This window comes from Leifsonia shinshuensis (assembly GCF_022606355.1).
Lineage (GTDB): Bacteria > Actinomycetota > Actinomycetes > Actinomycetales > Microbacteriaceae > Leifsonia > Leifsonia shinshuensis_B.
The window spans coordinates 192529-211262 of sequence record NZ_JAHHZQ010000006.1; the positions used below are offsets into that span (position 1 = coordinate 192529).

Annotated in this window: 19 protein-coding genes and 3 tRNA genes; 17 read left to right on the plus strand and 5 right to left on the minus strand. The window is 69.5% G+C overall.

Going from position 1 to position 18734, the window contains the following annotated elements:
• Window positions 1–162: 162 nt before the first annotated feature.
• The 12 genes from KNO15_RS22160 (at window position 163) to KNO15_RS23535 (ending at window position 11805) form a co-directional block, all read left to right on the plus strand.
• A complete protein-coding gene (locus KNO15_RS22160; RefSeq protein WP_241706127.1) occupies window positions 163–729 on the plus strand; it encodes a flavin reductase family protein in 567 nt (188 codons plus the stop codon).
• A gap of 77 nt (window positions 730–806) precedes the next feature.
• A complete protein-coding gene (gene add / locus KNO15_RS22165) occupies window positions 807–1877 on the plus strand; it encodes an adenosine deaminase (RefSeq protein ID WP_241706128.1) in 1071 nt (356 codons plus the stop codon).
• Window positions 1878–1888: 11 nt separating this feature from the next.
• Window positions 1889–2602, plus strand: a complete 714-nt coding sequence (locus tag KNO15_RS22170) for a GntR family transcriptional regulator (protein ID WP_241706129.1) — start codon at window positions 1889–1891, stop codon at window positions 2600–2602.
• 176 nt (window positions 2603–2778) lie between these two features.
• Complete coding sequence (locus KNO15_RS22175) at window positions 2779–3804, plus strand: BMP family ABC transporter substrate-binding protein (RefSeq protein WP_241706130.1); 1026 nt, start codon at window positions 2779–2781, stop codon at window positions 3802–3804.
• Window positions 3805–3823: 19 nt separating this feature from the next.
• Window positions 3824–5335: an ATP-binding cassette domain-containing protein gene (locus KNO15_RS22180; RefSeq protein ID WP_241706131.1), complete on the plus strand. Its 1512-nt coding sequence runs from the start codon at window positions 3824–3826 to the stop codon at window positions 5333–5335.
• Window positions 5332–6417: an ABC transporter permease gene (locus tag KNO15_RS22185; RefSeq protein WP_241706132.1), complete on the plus strand. Its 1086-nt coding sequence runs from the start codon at window positions 5332–5334 to the stop codon at window positions 6415–6417. Before KNO15_RS22180 ends, KNO15_RS22185 begins: the two co-directional genes overlap by 4 nt.
• Complete coding sequence (locus tag KNO15_RS22190; protein ID WP_241706133.1) at window positions 6414–7388, plus strand: ABC transporter permease; 975 nt, start codon at window positions 6414–6416, stop codon at window positions 7386–7388. The genes KNO15_RS22185 and KNO15_RS22190 overlap by 4 nt, the downstream gene beginning before the upstream one ends.
• A complete protein-coding gene (locus KNO15_RS22195) occupies window positions 7385–8530 on the plus strand; it encodes an acyl-CoA dehydrogenase family protein (RefSeq protein WP_241706134.1) in 1146 nt (381 codons plus the stop codon). The genes KNO15_RS22190 and KNO15_RS22195 overlap by 4 nt, the downstream gene beginning before the upstream one ends.
• Window positions 8531–8532: 2 nt before the next feature.
• Window positions 8533–9906, plus strand: coding sequence for an LLM class flavin-dependent oxidoreductase (locus KNO15_RS22200; protein ID WP_241706135.1), 1374 nt, complete (start codon window positions 8533–8535; stop codon window positions 9904–9906).
• A 471-nt stretch (window positions 9907–10377) separates the two neighbouring features.
• Window positions 10378–11109 carry a helix-turn-helix transcriptional regulator gene (locus KNO15_RS22205; RefSeq protein WP_241706136.1) on the plus strand — a complete coding sequence of 244 codons (732 nt, stop codon included), beginning with the start codon at window positions 10378–10380 and terminating at the stop codon, window positions 11107–11109.
• A gap of 37 nt (window positions 11110–11146) precedes the next feature.
• Complete coding sequence (locus KNO15_RS22210; protein ID WP_241706137.1) at window positions 11147–11497, plus strand: VOC family protein; 351 nt, start codon at window positions 11147–11149, stop codon at window positions 11495–11497.
• A gap of 2 nt (window positions 11498–11499) precedes the next feature.
• Window positions 11500–11805, plus strand: coding sequence for a TfoX/Sxy family protein (locus KNO15_RS23535; protein ID WP_374113195.1), 306 nt, complete (start codon window positions 11500–11502; stop codon window positions 11803–11805).
• A gap of 31 nt (window positions 11806–11836) precedes the next feature.
• Here the strand turns inward: KNO15_RS23535 and KNO15_RS22215 are convergent, their stop codons facing one another.
• The 4 genes from KNO15_RS22215 to KNO15_RS22230 all read right to left on the minus strand — a co-directional run bounded on the left by KNO15_RS22215 (window position 11837) and on the right by KNO15_RS22230 (window position 12987).
• Complete coding sequence (locus KNO15_RS22215) at window positions 11837–11995, minus strand: hypothetical protein (RefSeq protein WP_241706138.1); 159 nt, start codon at window positions 11993–11995, stop codon at window positions 11837–11839.
• 668 nt (window positions 11996–12663) lie between these two features.
• Window positions 12664–12739, minus strand: a tRNA-Phe gene (locus tag KNO15_RS22220).
• Between the two features lie 61 nt (window positions 12740–12800).
• Window positions 12801–12877: transfer RNA gene (locus KNO15_RS22225), tRNA-Asp, on the minus strand.
• Between the two features lie 37 nt (window positions 12878–12914).
• Window positions 12915–12987, minus strand: a tRNA-Glu gene (locus tag KNO15_RS22230).
• Between the two features lie 347 nt (window positions 12988–13334).
• On the opposite strand from KNO15_RS22230, the gene KNO15_RS22235 reads away from it, so the two are divergent.
• Complete coding sequence (locus tag KNO15_RS22235) at window positions 13335–14597, plus strand: M23 family metallopeptidase (RefSeq protein WP_241706139.1); 1263 nt, start codon at window positions 13335–13337, stop codon at window positions 14595–14597.
• 55 nt (window positions 14598–14652) lie between these two features.
• Window positions 14653–15906 (plus strand): C40 family peptidase, encoded by a 1254-nt coding sequence (locus tag KNO15_RS22240; protein ID WP_374113196.1) that lies wholly within the window; start codon window positions 14653–14655, stop codon window positions 15904–15906.
• 97 nt (window positions 15907–16003) lie between these two features.
• Here the strand turns inward: KNO15_RS22240 and ppa are convergent, their stop codons facing one another.
• Window positions 16004–16495, minus strand: coding sequence for an inorganic diphosphatase (gene ppa / locus KNO15_RS22245; RefSeq protein ID WP_241706141.1), 492 nt, complete (start codon window positions 16493–16495; stop codon window positions 16004–16006).
• Window positions 16496–16540: 45 nt separating this feature from the next.
• Between ppa and tilS the strand changes: the two genes are divergently transcribed.
• The 3 genes from tilS to KNO15_RS22260 all read left to right on the plus strand — a co-directional run bounded on the left by tilS (window position 16541) and on the right by KNO15_RS22260 (window position 18715).
• Window positions 16541–17644 carry a tRNA lysidine(34) synthetase TilS gene (gene tilS / locus KNO15_RS22250; protein ID WP_241706142.1) on the plus strand — a complete coding sequence of 368 codons (1104 nt, stop codon included), beginning with the start codon at window positions 16541–16543 and terminating at the stop codon, window positions 17642–17644.
• A 16-nt stretch (window positions 17645–17660) separates the two neighbouring features.
• A complete protein-coding gene (gene hpt, locus KNO15_RS22255) occupies window positions 17661–18212 on the plus strand; it encodes a hypoxanthine phosphoribosyltransferase (RefSeq protein WP_241706143.1) in 552 nt (183 codons plus the stop codon).
• 152 nt (window positions 18213–18364) lie between these two features.
• Window positions 18365–18715 carry a nuclear transport factor 2 family protein gene (locus KNO15_RS22260; RefSeq protein WP_241706144.1) on the plus strand — a complete coding sequence of 117 codons (351 nt, stop codon included), beginning with the start codon at window positions 18365–18367 and terminating at the stop codon, window positions 18713–18715.
• Window positions 18716–18734: the final 19 nt, after the last annotated feature.

Genomic DNA, 18734 nt, shown 5'->3' on the forward strand with positions numbered 1-18734 from the left:
CTGGTGAAACGTGTCGCTCCCAGCGGCGCGGAGTCAGAGGAGGAGAACGACGACGAGACGGCACCTGACCCCCCGCCGGCGTAAAGCTGCGTAACGCGACAGGGTGCGGCGGGCCAGGGAGGAGCAAGCTGCCCTCAGCTCGATGACACCACGGAGGACACCATGACCACGACGCAGACGCTGCGCGAAGGACAGCCCGGCGAGGGACCTGCCGCGCACCGTTTCCCGGTGGGGCTCACGCCGGATGAGTTCAAGCTCGCCTTCCGCAACCACGCGGCCGGAGTGGCGGTCATCACCGCGGACGCCGGCGACGGGCCGGTCGGACTCACCGCGACGAGCGTGTTCTCGGTCAGCGCCGAGCCGCCGCTGCTGGTGTTCTCGATCTCGGCGCACTCCTCCAGCGCTCCGACGATCCTGAAGGCCGAGCACGTCGTGGTGCACCTGTTGGCCGACGAGCAGCTCGACCTCGCGCAGCTGTGCGCGACCAGTGGAGTCGACCGGTTCGCCGATACCAGCATCTGGACGCGGCTGATCACCGGCGAGCCGTACTTCCCCGCCGCACACTCCTGGATCCGCGGCCGCGTCGTGGACACGATGAGCGCAGGCAAGTCCACGATCGTGGCGGTCCATGCCCTGCAGGCGCAGGTTCCGGAGGCGGAGGCGGCCCCGCTGGTCTACCACAACCGCACTTGGCACCGGCTCGGCGAGGCCTCGCGCCTGGAGGCGTGACACCGCTCCTTCAACTTGTCAACAAGCGTGACGGACGATTAGAGTCAGCGGGCCGTCTTCGAAAGGACCCGCCGCCGATGCCCACCGCCTCCACCGCCCTGTCGACCGGCCACCGCATCGACGAGACGTGGATCCGGCGGCTGCCGAAGGCGGAGACCCACGTGCATCTCGAGGGCAACTTCGAGCTGATCGATCTGCTCGACCTGGCGAAGGAGGCGGGCGAACCGCTGCCGGGACCCGCCGCCACGCTCTTCGACGTCACCACTCACGACGCCAGCGACGGCACCGGTGACCTCGCCGACTTCCTGCGGTTCCTCGACTGGGAATGCGGTCTGATCCGGACTCCGGAGCAGGCGGCCCGCCACGCGTACTCGTTCGCGGCGCGGCAGACCGCTTCGGGCATCGGCTACACCGACGCCGTCATCAACCCCACCCACTGGGCGGCCTGGTCCGGCCGGGTCCCCGCGCTCTTCGATGCGCTGGCGGCCGGCCTCGACGAGGCGGAGCAGGACGGCCTCGCCGAGGTGCAGCTCTGCTATTCGCTGCTCCGCCAGCAGAGCGCCGGCGAGGCCGGGGAGGTCGTCGAGTGGCTCGCCACCGCACGACCCAGACGCGTCGTCGCGCTCTCGATCGACGGAGACGAGCGCTCGGCCGGGCGGGTGAGCGCTCGGTTCGCCGAGGCGTTCACGGCCGCGAAGGACGCCGGTCTCCGGCGCACGGTGCACGCCGGCGAGTCCAGCGGCCCCGAGGGCGTCTGGGATGCCATCCGCCTGCTGCATGCCGAGAGGATCGACCACGGCGTGCGCGCGGTGGAGGACCCCGAGCTGCTCCGGTACCTGGCCGAGACGCAGATCCCGCTGGGCGTGTGCCCACGGTCGAACGTGGTGCTCGGCCTCTACGACGACTGGAGCGACCACCCCCTCGTCGCGCTGCGGGACGCCGGCGTGAACGTGACGATCAACACCGACGACCCCGCCCCGCTCGGCACGACCCTGGAGGCCGACTGGGCCGTCTGCGCCGAGACCTTCGGGCTGACCGAGGACGACCTGATCGGCTTCGCCCGTGCCTCGATCGCGGCGTCCTTCGCCGGGGATGCGACGAAGCGGGCTCTGGAGGCCGCGCTGCCGTCGTCCGCAGCAAGCCGCTAGATTCGGATCCTGTGACCGAGAGCCGCCTGCACAACGAACTCCTCCGCGAGGTCCGTGCGGCGGCGGCCGCCAACTCGGCGCTGCCCGGTGAGCTGGAGCTGACCGCCCGGCTGGGCTGCACGCGCCAGCAGCTGCGCAATGCGCTGGCGGAGCTGGAGCGCCAGGGCATCCTGCGCCGGCGCCAGGGCGCCCCCACCACCGTCGACCATGTCGGCCTGCGCATGAGCGTGCGGCTGGAGGACCAGTTCGAGCACACCGTGCTGCTCTCGCGCATGGGGTACCAGGCCGGTGTCGAGATCCTCAGCTCGCAGGTGGAGCGGCTCCCAGCGGAGGTCGCAGCCCTTTTGGACGTGCCGGAGGGCAGTCCCGCACTGCGCAGCGTCAAACGCTGGCGCGCCGACGGCCAGCCCGCCATGCTCGCCTCGGGCTACCTTCTGCTGCCCGACTTCGATGAGCGAGCGCTCGACGAGTCCGTGTTCACGGCCGTGACCCAGGTGTGGAACGAGCCGCTGGTCTGGGAGGTCGCCACCCCGGGAGCCGAGGCGCTCGATCCCGAGCGGGCCGAGCTCCTGGAGAGGCCGGTCGGGACTCCCGTCCTGACATTCGAGCTCATCGGCGTCTCGGTGAGCGGCCGCCGGCTGTTCTACGCGTTCGAGCACCACCTCCCGGAGGTCGTGCGCTACTCCTTCGCCCGGTCGGTGCGACCGCCCTGGGCCGTGCTCTGACCTCCTGAGCGACCCGGCGCTCATCCTCGATCGGTGTCTCGATCGGTGTCGTGTGTCGTTGTGTTTCGCGCGGCATGGCCTTCGGGTTGCGCGGCTGGGCAAACTTGTCGACAAGTTGCACCGCACTCACATTCCGCGACGTGCACACCCCCACAACCCGACGAAAGGCGCCCGCCATGAAGCTGCGCTCCCTCATCGCCCCGTTGATCGCCATCCCCGTCGTCGCGGTGCTCGCGGCGTGCTCCTCCGGCGCTTCCGCCGGCGGCGACGCGACCTCCTCCGCACACGAGCTGAAGGTCGCCGTCGTGCTCGGCGGTCTCGCCAACGACGGTGGCTTCAACCAGTACGCGGCCGACGCCGCACACGCCCTGGAGAAGAAGGGCGAGATCACGGCTCAGATCCGCGAATCGGTCACCACGTCCTCCGACGCCGAGGCGGCCTTCCGTCAGTACGCATCGCAGGGCTACGACCTCATCATCGGCTGGGGCCTCGACTTCGCCAACTCGGTCTTCACCGTCGCCAAGGAGCAGCCGAAGGCGCACTTCATCGCGACGGGCTCGGCCGACATCCTCACGAAGGCCACCGCCAACGTCGAGACCTGGACCTATGCGAGCGACCAGCAGGGCTACCTGACCGGCTGGGTCGCAGGCAAGACCGGTCTCTCGCCGGTCGGTGTCGTCGACGGTCAGCTGGCGCCGTTCAACGAGACCACCTACAAGGCGCTGACGTTGGGCCTGAAGGACGCCAACCCGTCGGCGACCGAGCTGAAGCCGATCTTCACCGGCAGCTGGGAGGACCCGGCCCTCGCCAACCAGGCGGCCAAGGCGCAGATCGCCGCGGGCGCCAAGCTGATCGTGACCGGCGCGGAGGGCTACACCCCCGGCGTGCTGTCCGCCGCGAAGGCGGGAGGCATCGCCACACTCGGTGCGTCCTCCACCTCCTCGTCCGACGCCAAGGCCGTCAACATCGGCCTGGTCAAGCTCGACTTCACTCCCACGCTTGAGGAGGTCGTCCGCCACCTGCAGAAGGGCGACTTCGGCAAGCACTCCTACACGTCCACGATCGCCAACAAGGGTCTGATCTTCGCCGACATCAACCAGGTCGGTGCGGCTCCCGGCCTGCCGAAGGACATCGCCGACCAGGTCGACGAGCTGGCCAAGAAGCTCGCCAGCGGCGAGCTGAAGGTCCCCTCGGTCGGCTGACACTCCGGACACACTGCCGATGAGTTCTGATCTCGCGCTCCTGGGCGTCTCCAAATCCTTCGGAGACGCCCAGGTTCTGCACGCCGTCGACGTGGCGCTCGCCCCCGGCACCATCCACGCCCTGGTGGGCGAGAACGGCGCAGGCAAATCGACCGCGCTGAAGATCCTGGCGGGGCTGGAGCAGCCCACCGAGGGTCGGCTGACGGTGGGCGGCGAGCCCGTCGTCTTCGGCAGCCGCCAGGCGGCCATCCGGCACGGGGTCGGACTCGTGGCCCAGCAGCTCAGCCTCATCCCCGAACTCACGCTGGCCGAGAACCTGATCCTGGTGCAGCCCGAGCGCATCGCGCGGCGAGGCCGAGCGGCGCGGCTGCTGCGCTCCGCGGCCGAGTCGGCCGGGCTGACGATCGAGCCGGATGCGAAGGTGCGCGAGCTGGGACTGGCGCAGCGCCAGCTGGGCGAGCTCGCGATCGCGCTGGCCCAGGGCGCACGCATCCTCCTGCTCGACGAGCCCACGTCCGCACTCGGCCCGTTCGAGACCGCCGCTCTGTTCGACCGCGTGCGCGCGCTCGCCGCGGGAGGCTATTCCGTCCTGCTCATCACCCACCGGCTGGACGAGGTCCGCGAGGTCGCGGACGACGTCACCGTCCTCTCCCACGGCCGGGTCGCCCTCGCCTCCCCGGTGTCGACGGTCTCGGACGATCAGCTCGTCCGCGCGATGGTCGGCTCCATCCCCGACGTCCCGCGACGCGGGCACGAGCTCACCGGCGACGTGCGCCTCGAACTGCGGGGAGTCTCCGGTTCCGGCGCGGGAGCCCGCATCCACGACATCGACGTGGCCGTGCGCGGCGGGGAAGTGGTCGGCGTTCTCGGCGTCGCGGGCAACGGACAGACCGCCCTCGCCGAAGCGGCCGCCGGCGTGCTCCCCGTCGAAGCGGGCACGATCGCCGTCGACGGAGTGCCGGTGACCGGCAGGCCGGAGCGAGCGGCGAGCGCCGGCCTCGCCTACGTGCCGGAGGTGCGCGAGGAGGCCCTGCTGCCCGATGCGACGCTCACGCGCTCAGCGGTGCTGCGCACGCTCGGTGGCGGCGGCCGGTTCGTGCGCCGCGGTCTCGTGGACTGGAAGGCCGCCCGCAGCTTCACCTCCGAGCTGCTGCGCCGTCACGACGTGCGACCGCCGAACCCCGACCTGACGGCTCGCACGCTCTCGGGCGGCAACCAGCAGAAGCTCCTGGTCGGCCGCGAACTGGACGGCGCGCCCGCGGTCGCGGTGCTGCACGGACCCACACAGGGTCTCGACCTGCACGCGAGCGCGGTGATCCGCGGCGAGATCCGTGCCGCTGCCGCAGCCGGCGCCGCCGTGCTGCTCGTGAGCGCCGACATCGACGAGATCCGCGACGTGGCCGATCGGATCCTCATCCTCTCGAAGGGCCGCATCGTGGACGCTCTCGCGGCCGACGACTTCGACAGTGCACGCGTGGGGCGGGCCATGGCCGGCCTCATCGCTCAGACCGAGGGAGGCGCGTCCCGATGAACTCCGCTCTCGCCTTCGCGCGCCGTCGCCGCGGTCTTCTGATCGCCGCTCTGTACGTGGTCGCCGGCTTCGCGATCGTCCTCCTCCTGGTCTCGTCCACCGGAGGCGATCTGGGAGTCGCGCTGAACGGCTGGTTCACCGGCGCGTTCGGCGACGGCTACAACCTCACCCAGACCCTCGCGAACGCGACGCCGCTCGCGCTCGTCGCGATCGGGGTCTCCGTGGCGCTGCGAGCGGACGTGATCACGATCGGTGCAGAGGGCCAGGCCATTCTGGGCGCCGTGTTCTCGACCGTGCTGGCCCTGTGGCTCGGCCCGCACGCGAGCCCGGTGCTGGCTATTCCGCTCGGAGCACTGGCCGGTGTGCTCGGCGGCGTGCTGTGGGCGCTTCCCGCCGCGGTCGCGAAGATCCGGTGGGGCGTGACCGAGATCCTCTTCACCCTCCTGGCCAACTACCTCGCCATCGCGCTGCTGACCTATCTGCTGCGCACGGCGCTGCGGGACCCGGCGACGAACGCCAGTCCGCAGAGCCCACCGCTGCCGGTTCCCTCGCAGCTCCCGATGCTGCCCGTGCCTGGACGCATCCACGTGGGCATCGTCGTCGTCGCCGTGCTGCTCGTCGTCGCGTGGTGGTGGTCGCGCAGCCGCAACGCGTTCGTCCTGGACGTCTACGGCTCACGTCCGTTGCTCGCGGCCCGCCTCGGGCTCACGCCGCGCCGGGCGGTGCTCACCGCCATGATCGTCTCTGGCGCGACGGCCGGGCTCGCCGGGTGGATGCAGGTCGCCGGTGTGACTCAGCGACTCGAACCCGATGTCTCGGCCGGGATCGGGTTCGCCGGTCTCGCCGTGGCCGTCCTCGGGCGCGGGAATCCGCTCGGCATCGCCATCGCGGCGGTCGTCTACGCCTCCCTCGGCACAGGCGCGGCGGGCGTGCAGATCGCGACAGGGACGGTCCCGACCGCGATCGGGACCGTGACGCAGGGCGTGCTGCTGCTCACCGCGGCCCTGGCGCTCGCCGCCGTCAAGCTGAGCGGACGCGAGCGCGCGGACGCCGCGGCCGCGAAGGCGGAGGTGGCGTCGTGAGCCCGGTGGACTTCTGGACGGTCGTCCTCGCGGGTGCGCTCGCACTCTGCGCGCCGATCGTGATCGCCGGGCTGGGTGAGATCTTCCTCGAACGCACCGGCGGCTTCAACGTCGGCATCGAAGGGATGATGCTGGTCGGGGCGGTCTTCGGCGTGCTCGGCTCGCACCTCGGCGGCGTCTGGGTCGGAGTGCTCGCCGGCATCGTCGCCGGGCTGGTGCTCGGCCTGCTCGTCGGCGCGGCCTCCGCGCTGGCCAAGGCCGACATCATCATCGTCGGAATCGCGATCGGCCTGCTCGGCTCGGGCCTCAGCGTGTTCCTGTACCAGGTGCTCAACCCGGCGGGCCACACCAACCAGACCGTGCAGACGCAGCCGCCCCTGCATCTGCCGCTTCTCGAGAGCATCCCGATCGTCGGGCCGGGCCTGGCCGGAGCCGGCGTCTTCTTCTACCTCTCCGTTCTGCTCGTCGTCGTCTCGTGGCTCGTGCTCGACCACACCCGTTTCGGTCTGCGGCTCCGGGCGGTCGGCGACGACGAGGGGGTCGCACGCACGCGCGGCATCTCTCCCGTGGCGTTCCGGATCGTCGCCGCCGTCATCGCCGGCGGGTTCGCGGGCCTGGCCGGTGCCACGGTCCCGCTCGCCGAGATCGGCACCTTCTCGCCCGGGATGACCGGAGGGACCGGCTTCATCGCCCTCGCCGTCGTCATCATCGGCCGGCGCACTCCGATCGGCCTCATCGCGGGCGCCCTGCTGTTCTCCTTCTTCAACAGCCTGGCCCTGCTCGCCCAGACTCAGAGCCTCGGCCTGCCGGTCGAGCTGTTCCAGGCGCTGCCCTACCTCGCCACGCTCTTCGTGCTGTGCGTCGTCTCGCGGCGCGTCTACCGGCGCACCCGCGCCCGACGCTCCGTCGCCCGACCGCTTCGCTCCACCAGCTCAGAACCTGTCAGTCCCGAACCCGAAGGAGTCCGATGACCGCCCCGACCAGCCTCCACGACCTGCCTGCCGCCGAGCGCGACCTGCTCGACCGCATCGCCGGTCTCGCCGAGGGATTCGCCGCGGAGGCCGGCGGCTTCGACGAGCGCGCCGAGATCGCGGTCGGCAACCTCGACGTGCTGCACGAGGCGGGGCTGGACGCCGCCGTGCTCCCCGCTCACCTCGGCGGCACCGGACTGAGCTACCAGGCGTTCGGCGAAGCGGTGCGCATCCTCGCCGCCGCCGACCCGTCGACCGCGACGATCGTCACCATGCACTCGGGCGCCGCCGTCGGCCTGGCCGAGCTCACGCGCGAGCGGCAGGGCGGCTTCTTCGCCGACGAGCTGCTCGCCGGAAAGCGATTCGCCAACGCGCTCTCCGAGCCGACCAGCGGCAATCGCTTCCTCAACCCCCAGCAGGAGGCCAGGCGCGCCGAGGGCGGCTGGCTGCTCGACGGCACCAAGCGCTTCGTCTCCGGCAGCGAGATCGCCGACTACCTGCTCGTCAACGCGCTCGTCGACGGCGAGCCCACCTTCTTCGCCGTCATCCCGGACGAGACGGTGACGATCATCCCGATCTGGGACACCCTGGGCCTGCGCGCCACCCGCAGCCAGCTGCTGTCGTTCAGTGACACCCTGCTCCGCGAGGAGTACCGCGGTCGCTCACCGCGACCGGGGGACTTCGCCGCCGTGCCCGCCGGCCTCCCGGCCATCTCGCTCGGCATCGCGGACGCGGCGCTGGCCTCGCTCGTCGACCACGCGCGGGGCCGCGCGATCCTGGGCAAGCCGCTCTCGCACCAGCAGTGGATCCAGCACGAGGTGGCCGACGCGCAGTCGCGGTTGGAGGCCGTGCACGCGTTCTTCCAGCGCACGCTCGCCGAGGCCGACGCCGGCCGGCCGGAGTTCTTCAGCAACCTGTCACGCGCGAAGTACCTCGCCAACAAGATCGCGGTCGATGTCGCCCAGCTCGGCGTGCGCGTCGGCGGCGCGTCGGGCTACCTCAAGCAGTCGCCCATCCAGCGCCACCTCCGCAACGCGCAGGCCGGCCAGCTGATGGCCTACTCCACCGAGGTGCTGGCCACCGAGATCGGCAAAGAGGTGCTCGGCGTCGTGGAGACTCCCGAGAACGAGGAGGTGGCCTGACCATGGCCGATCGCCAGCGGATGATCTTCAACGCGTTCAACATCTTCTCGGTGTCGCACCACGACCAGGGGATGTGGGCGTGGCCCGGCAGCGAGCAGCTGCGTTACAACGATGTCCACTACTGGGCGGACGTGGCGAAGCTGCTCGAGCGCGGCCGCTTCGACACCCTGTTCTTCGCTGACGTCCTCGCACCGTACGAGGCGTTCGAGGGCTCGCGCGAGCGCGCGGTTTACAGCGGGATGCAGTTCCCGATCAACGACCCGGGCGAGCTCATCCCCGCGCTCGCCTACGCCACCGAGAACCTCGGCTTCGTGCTGACGCAGAACATCCTGCAGGAGCCGCCGTACGCGTTCGCCCGCAAGATGTCGACGCTCGACCACCTGACGCGTGGACGCATCGCGTGGAACATCGTCACCACGTTCCTCCCGGGCGCCGGCCGCAACCTCGGCTTCGGCGGCCTCCCGGAGCACGAGGACCGCTACGCGCGCGCCGACGACTACATCGATGTCGTCTACAAGCTGTGGGAGGCCAGCTGGGAGGACGACGCGGTCGTCCGCGACAAGCGTCTCCAGCAGTACTCGGACCCCGCGAAGATCCACGAGATCAATCACGTCGGCCCGTTCTACGACGTCGTCGGCCCGCACCTCACGGAGCCGTCCCCGCAGCGCACGCCGTTCCTCATTCAAGCCGGGGTGTCGCCGCGCGGTCGCGACTTCGCCGGCCGCAACGCCGAGGGCCTGTTCATCAACGCGCTCAGCCCTCAGGAGGCCGAGCCGGTCGTGAAGGACGTGCGCGCGGCCGCTGTGCGCCACGGCCGCAGGGCGACGGACGTCAAGCTGTTCGGCATCCTGGGTTTCGTGGTCGGCAGCACCGAGGAGGAGGCCCGGCGGCTGCACGAGGAGATCACGGACTTCCAGAGCATCGACGCCAACCTCGCCAAGCAGAGCGTCTTCCTCGGCTACGACTTCAGCCGGCTCGACCCGAAGGAGCCGATCGGCGAGATCGCGAAGCGTCCGGAGGGCCAGGAGGGCATCGTCGGCAAGCTCATCGCGATGTCCCCGAACCCGCAGTACACGATCGGCGAACTCGTGCGCTGGTTCGGCAACCTCCGCGTCGTCGGCACGCCGGAGCAGATCGCCGACCATGTGGAGGCGTGGAACGACGCCGGCGTCGACGGGATGAACGTGCAGTACGTCGTCTCGCCGGGCTCGTTCGAGGACTTCGTCGACCACGTCACCCCTGTGCTCCAGCAGCGGGGACTCATGCAGTCGGAATACCGCGAGGGCACGCTTCGCGAGAAGGTGTTCGGCAACGGCCCGTATCTGCCGGAGGAACATCGCGCGCGCGGGTTCCGGAGGGCGGCGTTCGGCCGCTGATCGCGCGCGGTGTCAGATCGGGAACCGGTAGCTCGATCGGACGGCGCCGGCGTCGAGCTGCCGGGTCTGTTCGAGCTCTGCCTGGACCGGGGCACCGAGGTGGCCGAACAGCGGTGGGACGAACGGGCGACGTAGCGGCCACGGGGCACTCGGTCGGGATTCCGCCAAGCTCCTCGAGCTGGGCTGCGCTCATGCCGGTCAATACCGACAGCGCGGCAGACTTGGATCCGTCGAAGCGCGCGCCGAGCCCCATGTGGCCTGGCTGCCTGAAACGACACATCAACTGTCCGAGGAACCGGGGGAAGATCAGTCTTCTCTCGCAGTCGCTTCGTCGCCGTCAATTCGCGAACAGTCGCTCTTGCCGGACGGGAAACCAATGCTGTAGGCGCTGGAATCGAATCCGTTCTTCCTGCCGACGGTGTTAGCGTCGCAAAGACCGCGGGATGCTACGACTAATTGGAAACGAAAGTCATGATTCGATACGCCGAGTCGGCGCCGCCGCCAGACCTCAGCGCAGTGGTGGAGGCCGAGTGGCGTGTGGAGGGCATTCCCGGGGAGCGAGTCCGGATACTTGCTGATGCCTGCACCGATCTGATCGCACTCGGTCCAGGAGCGCGTGAGATTCTCTTCAACGGGCCGATGGCCGTCGCGGACATCACCGAGCTTCAGGTGCCCGTCACATTCGGTCTTCGGTTCAGACCGGGGATCCTCGCTGAAGTGGTGCCGTCGCTACGGCTGAGCGAGATGCGGGATAAGGAAGTCATCGTCGCCAACCCGATTGCGGCGTCTTCGGAGATCGATGGTCTTCGTGCGTTCGCTCGGCATCTGATCGCGACAGATCGCTTGAAGACGAACCCCGTCGTTGACGCGATACTCGAGATGCTGGCCGACCGTCCGGACAGCCGGACCCTGATGGTGGCGATGGCTGCTGCCCCCGCGAGCGAGCGCACGATCCAGCGCTTCTTTCTAGAGTTCGTTGGACTGACGCCGCAGCAGACTGTCGGGGTGATTCGGCAGAACAATGTCGGTCGTGCGCTTCGGACGCGAATCGGTGGTCTTGCCGAGCTTGCGAACGCGCATGGGTACGCTGATCAATCCCATCTGACCCGCGACTTCACTCGCTTGGCCGGCCTGCCGCCGGGTCGCTATGCGCGCGAAGTCGCATTCGACGGATTTGTTCAAGACGACGTGCGCGACGCCTGAGACGCTTGAGACATTCAGCGTGAAAGGACCGCTTCGCATGCTCACCGGAATCGCTTCCGTCATCCACCCCAGCACAGATCTCGCGACAGATACGGCGTTCTGGCAGGCCGCGCTCGGCATCGAGCCTTATTTCGACCAGCCCTTCTACGTCGGCTTCCAGATCGACGGTCAGGAATTCGGCCTTGATCCTGACGCCGCTGGCGAGGGCCTGAGCTACCCCGTTGTTTACTGGCATACGACAGACATTGCGGCGACAATCGTTTCGCTTTCTGCCGCGGGTGCCCGGATCAACGGCCAACCGCGCGATGTCGGGCAGGGCGTAATGCTGGCCACTCTCCGGGACGCGTCTGGCAACCTCTTCGGTCTCCTCCAGCGCCCTACTGACTGAGCATGGCAACCCGTCCAGCAACTATCGCTTTCCTCACCGACCAGCTCGCCACCGCTGGTACGATCACCGCGAAGCGAATGTTCGGTGAATACGGTCTCTATTGCGACGGAATACTCGTAGCCCTGGTCTGCGACGACGAACTGTTCGTCAAACCGACGCCGGCAGGGGAGGACTTCGCCATAACGGCACAGAGAAGACCACCTTACGAGGGCGCGAAGCCCTACCTTCTTATCCCACCCGAGTCTTGGGACGACCACGATCGGCTAGGTCGACTCGTCAAACTCACTAGATCGTCCTTGACCGGCTGAAACGCCAGCTCCCTCTTGCCTGTCTGCCAGTTCAGCGACGGATTCCGACTGCGGGCATGCCGAGGTTGGTTGCGGTTCGTCGCATCTGGGGGAGCATGGGGCGTACGGCGTCGAGGCCGACCGTGAGTCCTGCGACGTCGTCGAGCCGGCCGCGGTCGCTTGCCTCGGCGATGCGGTCCGTGAGGTTCACGATGAGGATGCAGGCATGCTCATGCTGGCAGCCGCTTCCGTAGGCGCGCCCGCAGGGGCCGAGTTCGAGTTTGCGGGCGGCGAAGTGTCCGAGGAACCCCGTCCCATTCGCTGTCTGTTGGTTCGGGCAGTTCTTGGGAGACGGCCTCGGGGGCGAAGGTGCGGCGGAAGTCGCGCGGGCTGACCCTGACGGGTGCCGTCGGTGGTGGTCCATGCGAGGCCGCGGAGCTCGGCGGCAGCAGCGACGGCAGCGTCTGTCGGGCGTGATCAGGAAGGCTGACGGAGTCCGAACGATGCCCCTCGCAAGCCAATGGCGAGCGGGTCGACCCGACGAAGGCGAGTACGCCGTCTCGCACGTCGCCGACACGTACGTTTTCCTTGCTGGGGCAGCACCCGACTGGTCGACGTGCGGCACAGCGACGTCCGAGCGTGGGTGGGGGAGCTCTCGACCGCCCTCGGCCCCTCGATGGTGCTCGGCATAGCCCGAGCGATTTCCGAACCGCGGGGAGTGATCGTGTGGGGGACGCCGAAGAATCACGAGCGGCGCTCTGTCGCTTTCCCCGGTCTGCCGATCGCACCAGCAGTCACAAGGTAGTCAAACGGCGATTCGACAGCCTCGACGAGCAAATGAAAAACCCCCGGTTTCCGTTTAGGACCGGGGGTTCTTCTTGGTGGCTCCGACCGGCATCGATCCGGTGACCTTTCGATTTTCAGTCGAACGCTCTACCAACTGAGCTACAGAGCCGGAGGACATGAGACATGTCCACCTAGACGGAAGCCCTTCCGACTGGAAGGGCTTGTCGCCGTGGCGACCCTGACGGGACTTGAACCCGCGACCTCCGCCGTGACAGGGCGGCACGCTAACCAACTGCGCTACAGGGCCTAATTGTGTTGCTGTTCAATTGTAGAGGATGCCATCGTGACCCCAACGGGATTCGAACCCGTGCTACCGCCGTGAAAGGGCGGCGTCCTAGGCCACTAAACGATGGGGCCGGATCGCCTCGGATCACTTTCGTTTTCCGATGACCACCGACGAACAAGCATACGGAAGTCCCTGACAGAAAGCGAATCGAGGCTGCATCCCGGGCGGGTCGATCGTTGCCGGGTTCCCGCCACGCCCCGGCGCAATGCCCGGGGGCCCAGTCGGCGCACGGGTAGATTGCCAGCGACGGCCCCCCTGTCGTCCGTGCGACCCGCACGCGGTCCGAACGTGCACCGACGCCCTCCCGACCCGGGCGGCGGCACTGCGATGTTGCTAAAGTTGCATCTGGTGATAGCGCGACCCGTGTGATTCGTGTGACTGGTGATACTGACTGCGACGGGTTCGAGGTGACGAACGAATGAGACGCGAGACGAGAGACGAGCTCCCCGGGCGGGGGCGAACCCGTCGAGCCCTGATCCGCCTGCTCTCAGTGGGCGCCGTCGTCGCAACCGCCGCGGTCGGGTCGATCGCCGCGCCGGCGTACGCCGACCAGTACCCGAGCTGGCAGGACGTGCAGAACGCCAAGGCCAACGAAGGGGCGGCTGCCGCACAGGTCACGCGCATCACGACCCTGATCGCGCTGCTGAACCAGGAGGTCTCCGACACGCAGGCGGCCGCCCAGAAGCGCGGCGAGGAGCTGCAGGCGGCGGAGGCGGCCTACGACAAGGCCGACATGAGGGCGCGCGACCTCGAGTCCCAGGCCGCCGCGAGTCAGCAGAAGGCCGACGCGGCCGCAGCGCAGGCGGGCAAGCTCGCCGCCCAGCTCTACCGCACGGGCGGCCGCAACCTCACGGCCAATCTCTTCCTGAGCGGCAACGGCGCCAGCGGGTCCACCCCGGAGCAGCTGCTCTCCGACCTCGGCAGCATGTCGAAGCTGACCCAGCAGTCTGACAGGATCTACACCGACGCGAAGGTCGCCCAGAACACCTCCAAGTCGCTCTCGGCGCAGGCGGACGTCGCCAAGGCCGAGCGGGAGAAGCTGCGGATCGCGGCGCAGAGCGCCCTCGAGGCCGCCGTCGCCGCCGCGAAGGCCGCCCAGGACAAGCTCGCCGAGCAGCAGAAGCAGATCGTCGTCATGCAGGCGCAACTGGCCGCGCTGCGCGACGTCACGGCCAAGGAGGTCGCGGGCTACGAGGCCGGCGTCGCCGCGGCTGCGGCCGCCGCGGCCGCAGCCGGATCGGGAGGCCTCCCCGGCGGGTACGTCGGCCCGCAGGGCTGGGCGGTCCCGGCAGCAGGGCCGATCACCGACGGCTTCGGCGCACGGCCGTCGCCCGGCGGCGTCGGCAGCACCTACCACATGGGCATCGACATCGGCGCGGGCTGCAACGCGCCCATCTACGCCGCCCACAGCGGCACGGTCATCTACGCGGGGCCGGACGGCAGCTACGGCAACTTCATCCTCATCAACAACGGCGGCGGCATCAAGACCGGCTACGCCCACATCCGCAACGGCGGAATCCTCGTCGGCATCGGCCAGAACGTCGGTGCCGGCCAGCCGATCGCGCGCGTCGGCACCACAGGCGCGTCGACCGGTTGTCACTTGCACTTCGAAGTCCGGGTGAACGATCAGAAGATCGACGGGATCCCCTTCATGAGAGACAGGCAGGCACCCCTTGGCTAGCGACTCCTCGAAGAACTCGCGCATCCGACCCGGGCTGGCGATCGGCGCCGGCGTCATGGGCGCCGTCACGGCCTCCATCGGCATCGTCACGCCGGCGCAGGCGGTCGACTACCCCTCGTGGAACGACGTTCAGCAGGCGAAGGCCAACGTCGCGAACCAGCAGGCGATGGTCGCCAACATCACCGCGCTGATCGGCAACCTCCAGTCCACCGTCGATGCGGCGCGCATCGCGTCAGAGAAGGCGGCGGAGGCCTACTTCCAGGCCAAGGACGCCCTCGACAAGGCGACGGCCAAGGAGAGCGACCTCGAGGCGCAGGCGTCGTCGGCCGCGAGCAAGGCCAAGACCTCCCAGATGCGTGCCGGCCTGCTCGCGTCGCACCTCGCCAAGGCAGGCGGCGGTGGCGACGTCAGCACCGAGCTCCTGCTCAAGGGCGGAGGCTCCGGGGCGAGCGCCGACAAGCTGCTGTTCCAGCTCGGCACCATGAGCAAGCTGACCGAGCAGTCGAAGGCCGTCTACGACCAGGCCACCAAGGACAAGAACACGGCGGAGGCCCTGACCGCGCAGGCGAAGGTCGCCAAGACCGAGCGCGAGTCGCTCAAGGCCGACGCCGACAAGGCGCTCGCCGCAGCACAGAGCGCGCAGGCCGCAGCGCAGAGCGCGCTGGCGGAGCAGCAGACCAAGTCCACCGAGTTGGTCGCCCAGCTCGCGACCCTGAAGAACACCTCCACCCAGGTGGAGGCCGCGTATCTGCAGGGGGAGGCCGTCAAGGCCCAGCAGGAGGCCGCGCGCAAGGCGCAGGAAGAAGAGGCGCGCCGCCAGCAGCAGCAACAGCAACAGCAGCAGGGCGGCGGGTCCTCCGGCGGCGGCTCGTCCGGCGGAGGCTCGTCCAGCGGAGGCTCCTCGGGCGGCGGCCCGGTCGTTCCGCCCAACGGCAACGTCGTCCAGACCGCCATCGCCTACGCGAGGCTGCAGCTCGGCAAGCCGTACATCTTCGGCGGTGAGGGCCCGACCGGCTACGACTGCTCCGGGCTCACGATGAAGGCCTACGCGTACGCCGGGCTCTACATCGGGTCGCATTCGGTCAACGACCAGTACTACACGGCGCGAAGCCGCGGACAGATCGTCCCCTACAGCCAGCGCCAGGCCGGCGACCTGATCTTCTGGGGTTCCGGCCCTGGAAGCTTCTACCACGTGGGCATCTACATCGGCGGCGGCATGATGATCGCCGCCCCCACCGAGGGCGACGTCGTCAAGATCCAGTCCGTCTGGGGCTCGCCGTGGTCCCAGGTCGCCCGCCCCTCCGCCTGACGCGCCTCGCGCCGCCGAGACGGCGCGAACCGCACGAAGAACCGCCGAGGCGGGCAGAGAATCTGCCGCCTCGGCGGTTGCGTCTACACGAGAGGGGTCAGTGGCCCTCGGCGGCGAGCTTGGCGAAGCCCTTCTGGATGATCGCCTCGGCCTCCGCGGCGTCGCCCCAGCCCTCGATGTTGACGAACTTGCCCGGCTCGAGGTCCTTGTAGCGGGCGAAGAAGTGCTCGATCTCCTTGCGGGTCTGCTCCGGGACGTCGTTCACGTCCTGGATGTGCAGCCACCGCGGGTCCTTGTAGGGCACGGCGATGATCTTGGCGTCGCCGCCGGCCTCGTCCGACATGTTCAGCACGCCGACCGGACGGACCTTGACGCCCACACCCGGGAACACCGGGTACTCGAGCAGGACGAGCACGTCCAGCGGGTCGCCGTCGTCGCCGAGCGTGTTCTCGAAGAAGCCGTAATCGGTCGGGTAGACGAAGCTGGTGAACAGCACCCGGTCGAGGTACACGCGGCCGGTCTCGTGGTCCACCTCGTACTTGTTGCGGCTCCCCTTCGGGATCTCGATGACGACGTCGTATTCGGCCATGCCGTTTGCTCCTTAGCTGTCGGAAATCTGCACTAACGTTACTGGATGCACCTCAACGGCTCATCGGGCGACGTGTCGGGTGGGGCAGCCGCAGACGCCCCCCGCCGCCCCCGGTTGACTCCGCCGATCGCCGATGCCCGCCGGGCGGTGCGCGAGGCTCTGGCCGCCGCAGCCGGCCTCCCCGCGCCCGACCCGCACGACGATCACGGCCCCGCCCGGCCGGCGCCGCTCGCGCCGGGGGCGCTGGTGCTGGTGGGGCTGAGCGGGGGAGCCGACTCGCTGGCGCTCGCCGCCGCGACCGCCTTCGAGGCGCCACGTCGCGGCTACCGGGCGGGCGCGATCGTGGTCGACCACGGCCTGCAAGCCGAGTCGGCGGAGGTCGCGGAGGCCGCGGCCGCGCAGGCGCGCGGGCTCGGTCTCGACCCGGTGCTGATCGACCGGGTGGAGGTCGGGTCGGGAACCCGCGGGCCGGAGGGCGAGGCGCGCGCCGCCCGGCACGCTGCGTTCGATCGTGCCCGCCGGGCGACGGAGGCGGAGCGCGTCCTGCTCGCGCACACGCTCGACGACCAGGCCGAGACGGTGCTCCTCGGGCTCGCCCGCGGTTCGGGCCCGTCGAGCCTGCAGGGCATGCGGCCCGACACGGGTGCGCTGCTGCGCCCGTTCCTCGGGCTGCGCCGCAGCACGACCCGTGCCTTCTGCGCCGACAGCGGCCTGACGCCGTGGGACGATCCGCACAACGTCGACCCCTCCTATGCGCGCGTGCGCGTGCGAACCCGGCTGCTGCCGGCGCTCGAGGACGAGCTCGGCCCCGGCGTCGCCGAGGCGCTCGCCCGCACCGCCGAGCAGCTGCGCGAAGACGACGAGGCGCTCGACGGCCTCGCCCTCGAGTGGGCGCAGGAGCTGGTGAGCCAGACCGACGAGGGGGCGGTCGCCCTCGACGTCCGTGGGCTCGCCGCCGACCCGGCCGCGCTGCGCCAGCGCATCATCCGCCTGGTCGTCTCCGCCGAGTTCGGAGTGTCGCTCAGCCGGGCGCACACCCTCGCCGTGGCGGAGCTGATCACGGGGTGGCACGGCCAGGGGCCACTCAGTCTGCCAGGCGTTAGAGTTGTCAGGCAGAACGGCCTGCTCACGTTTCACCCCGACAGCTAAGGACAGCGCCTCCCCCATGGAACTCACGGACGTTCACGACGACCTGACCGAGATTCTGATCACCGAGGAGCAGATCCGCTCCCGGATCGCCGAGCTCTCCCGCCGGCTCGAGGCCGACTACGCCGGCAAGGACGTCCTGCTGATCGGCGTGCTCAAGGGCGCTGTCATGGTCATGGCCGACCTGTCGCGCGAGCTCCGCATCCCGGTGACGATGGACTGGATGGCCGTCAGCTCGTACGGCAGCGGCACCGCGTCGAGCGGCGTCGTCCGTATCCTGAAAGACCTGGACACCGACCTCAGCGGCAAGACCGTGCTGATCGTCGAAGACATCATCGACTCAGGGCTCACGCTCTCGTGGCTGCTCGCGAACCTGCACAGCCGCGGCCCGGAGTCGATCGAGATCTTCACCCTGCTGCGCAAGCCGGAGGCCGCCCGCGTCGAGATCGACGTCAAGTACGTCGGCTTCGAGATCCCCAACCAGTTCGTCGTCGGCTACGGTCTCGACTACGCGGAGCGCTACCGCAACCTGCGCGGCGTCGGCATCCTCGCGCCCGCCGTCTACAGCTGACGGGACCCCGGTGGTGGCCGAGCCGAAGGCGAAGCCGACCGAGGCCGACGTCGACGCCTTCCTCGACGATAGCGTGGGGGCGCGGGGACGACGAGGCTCCCTGACCGGTCCGTCCACTTGCGGAGCGGGCCAGGCGGTGATCCGATGTCCCCATGCCTGACGATCCCACAGAGCTCTACCGGCGCTGGCTGGCCGCGTGGAGCGACCGGCACTCCGCACTGGAGCCGATCATCGCTGCCGAGGCCGTCGGGCACTGGCCGGAGGGCGACGTCGTCGGCCCGCGCGGGTTCGCCCGCGCGATCGCCGAGACCGTCGACCAGTTCGACAGTGTGGAGTTCGACGTCCAGGCCGGGCCGCTCGCCGGCGACGGGATCGTCGCGGCGCGCTGGATCGTGAACTGCCGGCTGGGCGACGAGACGATGGCCTTCGCGGGGCACGACTTCGTGCGCGTCGCCGACGGGATGATCGTCGAGTACTGGCCTGCCATCCTCGCGGTGGCGTGACGGGCCCGTCCGGGCCGCG